We start from the raw sequence: 9,604 nt of genomic DNA on the forward strand, positions 1-9,604 counted from the left end.
TTAGAGCTATTCCAATTCCTGTAAATACTTTTTTATTGTATTTTCTAATCCAAAATACAATGCATCACTTATTAAAGCATGCCCTATTGAAACTTCTTTTAAATTCTGAACATTGTTAGAGAAATACTTCAAATTATCTAAATTTAAATCATGTCCAGCATTAATGCCTAATCCTACTTTATTTGCAATTTTTGCTGCTTCAATAAAAGGGGCAATAGCTCTTTCCTTATTTAAAAAATAATTTGCAGCATAAGGTTCAGTATATAATTCTATTCTGTCAGTTCCTGTTTGTAATGCATTTTCAATATTTGCAGGTTTTGTATCAACAAAAATTGAAGTTCTTATCTCGGCAACCTTAAATCTGTGTATCACATCAAATAAAAAACTTTTGTTTTTAACTGTATCCCAACCTGAATTTGAGGTAAGTGCATCAGGAGGATCAGGAACTAAAGTAACCTGATCAGGCTTAACATTAATTACCATTCTTATAAATTCTTCGCTGGGATAGCCTTCAATATTAAATTCTGTTTTAACATTCTCTTTTAAAATATAAACATCAGAAAATCTTATATGACGCTGATCTGGTCTTGGATGAACAGTTATTCCCTGAGCTCCGAATCTTTCACAATCTAAAGCAACCTTTAATACATCTGGTACATTTCCTCCTCTGGCATTTCTAAGTGTTGCAATTTTATTTATATTTACACTCAATCTTGTCATGACATTTTTTTCGGTAAAGTTATTGTATAATTGAGCATTTTAAAAACTATGCACGCAAAAGATTTAATTTCTGATATAGTTCCTGCGCTTAAGACCTCAGACACAGGAATTCAGGCTCTTAATTGGATGGAGATATTCCGTATTTCGCATATGCCAATAGTTAATAATTCAGAATTTTTAGGACTAATCTCCGATTCTGATATTTTTGACCTTAATATGGCAGAAGAATCAATCGGTAATCATAAACTATCCTTATTTAGTCCATTTGTTACTGAAAACCAACATATTTACGAAGTAATAGAAATGGTTGCTCAACTAAAACTAACTATTATTCCGGTTCTTAATAACAATAAAGAATATATAGGTTTAATTACATTGCACGATTTACTTCAGGGTTTTGCAAAAGTTACAGCAGTTGATAAGCATGGTGCAATCATAATTCTGGAAATGAATGTAAATGACTATTTTTTATCAGAAATCACCCAAATAGTTGAAAGCGAGAATGCTAAAATTTTAAGTTTGTATGTTTACGATTCTGAAAATTCATCAAAAATTGAAGTTACTCTAAAACTTAATACAAACGACGCAACAAGAATTCTGCAATCGTTTAACAGATATAACTATAATGTAAAAGCTTCATATATGGAAGACAACGACATGACTAATTTATATCAAAATCGGTTTGATGAATTTATGAGGTATTTGAATATCTGAAAATGCGATTAATTTTTCTCTTTTTCTTTATTCCACTTATATCCAGTTCACAATCATTTTTGCTGAATAAAATTGAAATTTCCGGAAATAATAAAACACGTGAAAAAATAATTTTACGAGAATTACCATTTAAATCGGGCGATACAATTTTTGTTGACAAATTACCCGAACAATTAAAAAAAGCAAAGGATAACCTTCTTAACACATCACTTTTTAATTTTGCAGAAGTCGACACTTTTGGATTAACAAATAACACAATAAACATTTCAATAAATGTAATTGAACGATGGTATTTATGGCCAATTCCAATATTTGAACAAGCTTCAAGAAATTTCAACTCCTGGTTAGACGAACGTGATTTTAAGAAAGTAAATTACGGGTTATTTCTGGCTCAATCAAACTTCAGAGGGAGAAACGAATTACTTCGGTTTGTTTTCAGACGTGGCTTTCGTGAACAATATGGGTTTGCTTACTCTGTTCCGGGTATTGACAAAAAACAAAAATTAGGTTTTGAGGTTAAATTTTTATACTACAAACAAAGAAAAGTAGCTTATTCAACAATAGACAATAAACCTGCTTATTTCGCAACAGACAATTATAATTACCAAAATTCTTCATCATCTATCAGCTTCACTTACCGTCCCGGAATATATAATTGGCATAGCGCAGAAGTATCTTACAATAACCACTTTATAACCGATACTCTTTTTAAAATAAATTCATCATTTTTAGGAAGTTCTATTAAAAACACACAATATTTCTCATTATTTTACACATTTACACGAGATAAAAGAAATTCTAATTATTATCCTTTAGAAGGATATTATTTTTCTGCAAGACTCTCAAAAACAGGCTTAAATATTTTAAAAAATGAAATGAACTTTTTTACAATAAATTTTAAAGCCAGTAAATATTTTAAACTATCCAAAAGGTTTTATTTTTCTACTGCCGGACAAGCAGAGTATTCAAGCCTTAAAAAATATTCTTATTTATTTACCAGAGCTTTTGGCTATAGCAACTTTACTAAAGGCATGGAATTATATGTTATTGACGGCAACGCATTTGGGTTATTACATAATTCTTTTAGATTTCAATTAATTAAACCACATATAGTTCATTTAAGAAAAATAAAAGCAGAAAAATTTACAAAATTTCATTTTGCGTTATATACCAGTTTAAATATTGATGCTGGTTATGTTTTAAATGAGACTGAAATAACGATGCCACATTCAAACGAGTTTCTATATGGATATGGCATAGGCGTAGATTTTGTAACATATTACGATATAGTTTTCAGATTTGAATTTTCTGCAAATAAATTTGGTCAAACCGGATTATTTTTGCATTTTAACTCCCCGTTTTAAAACTAAAAATATGATTAAAAAGATTGGTCTTCACGGCAACCACATTCACCCAAATTTTTCTGAATACTTCTTATTGCTATGTAATATTATAACACATAACAATATTGATGTTTTTGTAAACCAAACATTTTTAGAGAATATAAATGATGACTATGCTAATCAAATAAATGCAAAAGGAACTTTCACTTGTTTCTACGATCTTGAACCAGATTTAGATTTAATGATTTGTATTGGCGGAGATGGAACATTTCTTGAAGCAGTGTCAATTGTTAGAACATTAAGCATACCTATTGTTGGAATTAATAGTGGACATTTAGGTTTCTTAACAAATATTTCTAAAAATGAAATAGAATCATCATTAAATGCGATTTTCTCAGACAATTTCATAATTGAAACCAGAACTTTGCTCGAATTATCAAGTGAATCTACTATTTTCCCCGACTTTAATTTTGCATTAAATGACTTAACAATACATAAATTAGACACATCATCAATGATAGCAATAAACGCTTCCGTAAATGGTGAGTTTTTAAATTGTTACAGAGCCGATGGACTTATAATCTCGACCTCAACTGGTTCAACAGCCTATTCTTTAAGTGCAGGAGGTCCAATTTTAGTTCCTAATGCAAACTGTTTTGTTATTAGCCCTATAGCACCTCATAACCTAAATGCAAGACCAATAGTTGTTCCCGACACATCAATCATAAAACTAACAATACAAAGCAGAACGGAAAATTGCTTAATATCTTTAGATCATCGTTCAATTGCAATTGACTCATCTGCAGAACTTACAATAAAAAGAGCAGATTTCAATGTTAAAATGTTACAATGTCCACAGTACAATTTTTTTAACACTTTAAGATATAAATTAATGTGGGGAGCAGACCCAAGAAATTGAGACAGTTAGGCATTTTATAAATTTTATTTAAGATTATTTTAGATTAAAATTATCATTTATATTTTGTATAAAATTTTAATTTTTCTATTTTTGATGTTTAATAACAAAAAAAGCCTTGTTGAATGAGAATAATTCTCCTAATATCTTTTTTAACAACATTATCATACTTAGCATTTTCGCAAGCTTCATCACGGTGGAAACGTATGAGATACGAAATTTATTACGGAATTGGAGCAACAAATTTTTTAGGTGAATTAGGCGGAGCAAACAGAGTTGGAACAAATTTCGTAAGAGATTTAGAGTTTAAAATGACAAGACCAGCTTTAAGTTTAGGAATTAGATATAGAATTACTGAAACTATCTCAAATAAAACAATGTTAAGCTATGGTTGGCTTCATGGCGACGACAAAACTACATCCGAAAAATTCCGTGCAAACAGGAATTTAAATTTCAAAGCAAATATTGCAGAATTTTCAACACAATTTGAATATTCCATTATTAGGGAAAAACAAGGACATCGTTATAACTTAAGACGTGTTAGAGGTATTAAAGGATTTAAAACAAATACTTATTTCTTCTTAGGTATTGGAGGTTTCTTCTATAACCCAAAAGGAAAATATGTTGATGGAACATGGCATTCTTTACAACCATTGGGAACAGAAGGTCAGGGTATTGTACCAACAAGAAAAAAATATTCCAGATTTAGCGTATGCATTCCATACGGAATTGGCTTTAAATATGGCTTAAACAGAAGATGGAATATTGGCTTAGAATATGGAATTAGAAAAACTTTTACTGATTATATTGATGATGTAAGTACTACCTACTTTGACAATACAATGGTTAGAGAATACAATGGAGATATATCGGCATATTTAGCAGATCCTTCACTAGGGGCTGTCCCTGGACAAACAAATGCATACCAACAAAGAGGCGATGCTAAAGACAAAGATTCTTATATGTTTATGGTTATCAATTTAACAGTTAAGCTTTATACAACAAGACAAGGTATGCCTAAATTCAGATAATAAAAAATGAAAAATAAAATTCTATTACTTATATTACTTTTAATAATTACAATTCCTGTTATTACATCTGCACAAAGATGGAAAAGAAGTAGGTATGAAGTTATTGGAGGCATAGGACCATCTAGTTTCTTTGGAGACTTAGGTGGTGGAAATAAAGACGGCGTTCATTTTATGGGTGATATTGACATGCAAGCAACACGTTATCATTTACTTTTAGGAATGAGATACAAATTAAAAGAAAAAGTTGCATTAAAACTTAATCTTATTTATGGACGAATACATGGTAGTGATATTTATACCGAATCAGCACAACGTTCAGCAAGAAATGTAACTTTTTCGTCGGGATTATTTGAACCATCAGTTCAATTTGAATATTCTATACTAAAAGAAAGATTAGGAACAAGATATACTTTTAAAAATTTACAAAGATTTAAATTTGTATATGTAAACACTTATGTATTTGTTGGCTTTGGAGGTATTTTATTCTATCCTAAGCCAAGTTTATCAAATGCTACTTCAAATCAAGTAAAAAAATACTCTCATTTTAATTTTGTTATTCCAATTGGAATAGGATTTAAATATGCTATTAACAGAAGAGCCTCTTTAGGATTAGAGTATGGTATGCGATACACATCTACTGATTATCTTGATGGACATTCAGATAAATATTCTAAAGCACGTGACGCATACTCTTTTCTTACAATTAACGTTACTTATAAGTTAAAAACTGCACGTAGCGGTTTGCCAAAATTCTAATTCTATTATTTTCAACATGTTTGTTAAACGGGCATTTATTATATGTTTTCTGTTCGCTACAGTTTTTAATGCCACGGCACAAAAAAACTTAGATTTTGGTTTATTCCTCGGAACTTCTTATTATCTAGGCGATTTAAATAATTCCAAGCAATTTCATAATATTCATTTTGCATATGGAGGTCTAATAAGATATAATCTAGGTTCCCGATGGGCAGTTCGTGGAAGTCTGATTAGTGGAGGCCTTTCCGGAGATGATTTAGATTTTAACTATAAATATCAACTTAATCGAAAATATACATTTTATACTCCAATTGTAGAAATAACAGGACAACTGGAACTTAACTTCTTACCATACAAAATAGGAGACAAAAAGCATAATTATACTCCATATGTTCATATCGGTGGAACTTTTTTAATAGCATCATATGCTATACAACCATATCAACCAGCAATACCTTTTGGCTTAGGATTAAAGTTTAACTTATTACCCGAAAGAGTTGGAATGGGTTTTGAATGGACATTCAGAAAAACCTTTACTGACGGATTAGATAAAGTTGTATGGCATAAACAAATGCCAACTACAACAACAGAAAATAGTTATTTAATGAGTAAACAAACAGGCTATTACCACCAACGTGATTGGTATTCTTTCTTTGGGTTATTTATAACATATCAGATTAGACAATCTGGTGCAGACTGTAACACATATCGATAATATGAATTATAAAGAACTTATCGATATAAATAAATTGCCAAAACATATTGCAATAATAATGGATGGCAATGGCAGATGGGCAAAGAAACAAGGTGGTATTAGAATTTTCGGACATCAGAATGGGGTTAAATCGGTTAATGATGTTGTTGAAGCATCAGCAGAATTAGGAATAAAATTTCTTACTCTTTATGCATTTTCAACTGAAAACTGGAACAGACCTAAACTAGAAGTTGATGCTCTAATGAATCTTTTAGTTTCTACAATAAATAATGAACTTAAAAATCTTACAAAAAACAATATAAGATTACTTGTAATTGGTAACATTTCGCAATTACCTAAAAATGTTAGAAACAAACTAATAAAAACTATTGAAACCACTTCCTCTAATACTGGGCTTACTTTGGTTTTAGCTCTTAGCTACAGCTCCAGATGGGAAATAAATGAAGCAGTTATAAATTTAGCAAAAGATATAAAAAATAACATTCTACAAATTGATGAGATTAATGAAAATTTGTTTAAAAAATATCTCTCAACATCTGAAATCCCCGACCCTGAACTATTAATCAGAACAAGTGGCGAATATAGGATTAGCAACTTTTTACTTTATCAGTTAGCATATACCGAACTATATTTTACAGATACACTTTGGCCTGATTTTACTAAAGACGACTACTATAAAGCAATTAATGATTACCAGTCTCGCGAAAGAAGATTTGGAATGACAAGTGAACAAATAATAAAACAAAATGCACAAAAGAATGATTAAGTGGGTAGCGATTTCTATTTTAGCCATTGGATTATTAATCCAAACTAATTTATCATTTGGGCAAATTATGTCATCTGAAACAGTTGATATTGACTACTCAACATCAAATTCATTTGAGTTAGGCGGAATAACAATATCCGGATTAAAATACCTTGATGAAAGTATTTTAATTAACATATCAGGCTTACAAGTCGGTGATACAATAGAAATACCCGGAGAAAAAATAACAAATGCTATAAAAAAGTTGTGGGATCAGGGACTGTTCTCTGAAATTAAAATCAGTATTGATAAAACAATGGGCAAAACAGTTTTTCTTAATATATTTCTTCAGGAAAGACCAAGACTTAGTAAATTTTCATTCTCCGGCATTTCAAAAAGTGATGCCGATGATCTTCGCGAGAAAATAAAACTTGTAAAAGGTAATCAGGTAACAGAAAACATTATACTCAATGCAAAAAATTCGATAAAAGCTTTTTATATTGATAAAGGATTTTATAATGTAGATATTAACATCACTCAAAAAGATGATTCTACTTTAGCAAACCATGTTATATTATTTTTTGATATAAATAAAAAAGAAAAAGTTAAAATCAGTAATATTGAATTAATAGGTGAAGACATTGTTAAAGAAAAGAAACTGGCTAATAATGACAAAACCTCTTTAGAAAAACCAAAATTTCTAATATTTAGAACATCTGGAAATGTTGCACTTCGTTCTAAAATGAAAGAAACCAAAATAAAACATTGGTACAGGCTGTTTAAAACATCAAGATATATAGAAGATAAATACATTGAAGATAAAAAAGCCGTTATTGCAAAGCTTAACGAACATGGTTACCGCGATGCTATTATTACAAAAGATTCTGTTTATTCTACCGGAAGAAAAACTTTAGGAATTAAATTATGGATCGACCATGGTCATAAATATTTCTTTAGAAATATAACTTGGATAGGAAATACTAAATACACATCGGATACACTATCACAATTTCTTGGAATAAAATCAGGTGATATTTATGACCAATCCATTTTAGACCAAAGACTATTTGTTGATCAGAATAGTTTAAGTTCACTTTATTTAGATAATGGGTATTTGTTTTTCTCTATAGTGCCAACAGAAACACAAATTATTAATGATTCTATTGATATTGAAATGAGAGTTTATGAAGGTAAACAAGCTACAATAAACAGAATTATTATAACCGGAAACACAAAAACCAACGAGCACGTTGTTAGAAGAGAAATATTTACAAAACCAGGTGAATTATTCAGCAGATCTGACATAATGAGAACACAGCGTGAACTTGCTACACTAGGATATTTTGACCCTGAAAAGCTTGATGTAAGGCCAACTCCTGATCCTGTAAACGGAACTGTAGATATAGAGTATATTGTTGAAGAAAAACCATCTGATCAAATTGAATTATCAGGAGGTTGGGGAGCAAGAATGATAGTGGGAACACTTGGCGTTTCTTTTAATAACTTTAGTGCTAAGAATTTCTTCAAAAAAGATGCATGGCGACCACTTCCATCTGGTGATGGACAACGTTTAAGTGTAAGAGCCCAAACTAATGGAGTTTATTATCAGGCATATTCAGCTTCATTTGTTGAACCATGGCTTGGTGGAAAAAAACCAAGGTCATTATCTTTGTCAACATATTACACAATTCAATCTAACGGATTAAGTAAAAAAGACGAAAAAAGACAAGCAATGGATATTTTCGGAGTATCTGTTGGATTAGGAAGACGACTTAAATGGCCTGATGATTATTTCCAGTTATATAATGAACTAAGTTATCAGAATTATATACTTAAAAATTATAGCTACGGGTATTTATTCTCATTCTCTGATGGAAATTCACGTAATATAAGCTTTAAAACTACTTTTGAGCGTAACTCTATTGATCAACCGATCTATCCTAGAAAAGGTTCTAATGTTTCTTTATCATTACAACTTACTCCACCATATTCTTTATTAAATAACAGAGACTATGTAAACATGACTGATAAAGACAAATATAAATGGATTGAATATCATAAATGGACTTTAAATACAAACTTCATTACAAAATTGGCAGGAGATTTGGTATTAAATACAAAAGCTGATTTTGGTTTTCTAGGAATTTACAATAAAGATTACGGACCTTCACCTTTTGAAGGATATAATATGGGTGGCGACGGACTAGTATCATATAATCTATACGGAAAAGAAACCATTTCATTAAGAGGTTACGGAAATGGTTCTCTAACTCCTTTGGCAGGTGGTAATATTTATAATAAATTCTCTTTTGAAGTTAGATACCCCCTTTCACTTAATCCAAATGCAACATTATATGTTTTAACATTTGCTGAAGGTGGAAATTGCTGGAATAAATTTGAAGAATTTAAACCTTTTGACTTAAAACGTTCTGCAGGTGTTGGAATTCGTATTTTCTTGCCAATGTTTGGAAGATTAGGTGTTGACTGGGGTTACGGCTTTGACGAGGCAGTCAGACCAGGCGAAAACAAAAGTCAGTTTCATTTTATAATCGGACAAAACTTTTAAAAATTAATTTAAATTTAAAACTATGAAAAAGCTATTTTTAATTCTAATGGTTAGCGTTCTAACAATAGGAACAGCTAATTCACAATCACAGAAATTTG

At 30.4% G+C, this 9,604-nt stretch carries 9 protein-coding genes; 8 read left to right on the top strand and 1 reads right to left on the bottom strand.

Features of this window, described 5'->3' with window-relative positions; genetic code table 11:
- Positions 1–6 precede the first annotated feature (6 nt).
- Positions 7–720, bottom strand: a complete 714-nt coding sequence (locus HY951_02930; GenBank protein MBI5538984.1) for a pyridoxine 5'-phosphate synthase — start codon at positions 718–720, stop codon at positions 7–9.
- A 48-nt stretch (positions 721–768) separates the two neighbouring features.
- On the opposite strand from HY951_02930, the gene HY951_02935 reads away from it, so the two are divergent.
- The 8 genes from HY951_02935 (at position 769) to bamA (ending at position 9,506) form a co-directional block, all read left to right on the top strand.
- Positions 769–1,434, top strand: coding sequence for a CBS domain-containing protein (locus tag HY951_02935; GenBank protein ID MBI5538985.1), 666 nt, complete (start codon positions 769–771; stop codon positions 1,432–1,434).
- Between the two features lie 2 nt (positions 1,435–1,436).
- Positions 1,437–2,798: a hypothetical protein gene (locus tag HY951_02940; GenBank protein ID MBI5538986.1), complete on the top strand. Its 1,362-nt coding sequence runs from the start codon at positions 1,437–1,439 to the stop codon at positions 2,796–2,798.
- A 10-nt stretch (positions 2,799–2,808) separates the two neighbouring features.
- Complete coding sequence (locus tag HY951_02945; GenBank protein ID MBI5538987.1) at positions 2,809–3,696, top strand: NAD kinase; 888 nt, start codon at positions 2,809–2,811, stop codon at positions 3,694–3,696.
- Between the two features lie 122 nt (positions 3,697–3,818).
- Positions 3,819–4,724, top strand: a complete 906-nt coding sequence (locus tag HY951_02950; GenBank protein ID MBI5538988.1) for an outer membrane beta-barrel protein — start codon at positions 3,819–3,821, stop codon at positions 4,722–4,724.
- Between the two features lie 6 nt (positions 4,725–4,730).
- Positions 4,731–5,480, top strand: coding sequence for an outer membrane beta-barrel protein (locus HY951_02955; protein ID MBI5538989.1), 750 nt, complete (start codon positions 4,731–4,733; stop codon positions 5,478–5,480).
- Between the two features lie 16 nt (positions 5,481–5,496).
- The gene (locus HY951_02960) at positions 5,497–6,195 is read left to right on the top strand and encodes a hypothetical protein (GenBank protein MBI5538990.1); all 699 of its coding nucleotides are present in this window, start codon (positions 5,497–5,499) and stop codon (positions 6,193–6,195) included.
- Between the two features lies 1 nt (position 6,196).
- Complete coding sequence (locus tag HY951_02965; protein MBI5538991.1) at positions 6,197–6,961, top strand: isoprenyl transferase; 765 nt, start codon at positions 6,197–6,199, stop codon at positions 6,959–6,961.
- On the top strand, positions 6,954–9,506 hold the full coding sequence (gene bamA / locus HY951_02970) for an outer membrane protein assembly factor BamA (protein ID MBI5538992.1): 2,553 nt from the start codon (positions 6,954–6,956) through the stop codon (positions 9,504–9,506). Before HY951_02965 ends, bamA begins: the two co-directional genes overlap by 8 nt.
- The last annotated feature ends 98 nt before the right edge of the window (positions 9,507–9,604 follow it).

This window comes from Bacteroidia bacterium, from assembly GCA_016218155.1.
GTDB lineage: Bacteria > Bacteroidota > Bacteroidia > Bacteroidales > GWA2-32-17 > GWA2-32-17.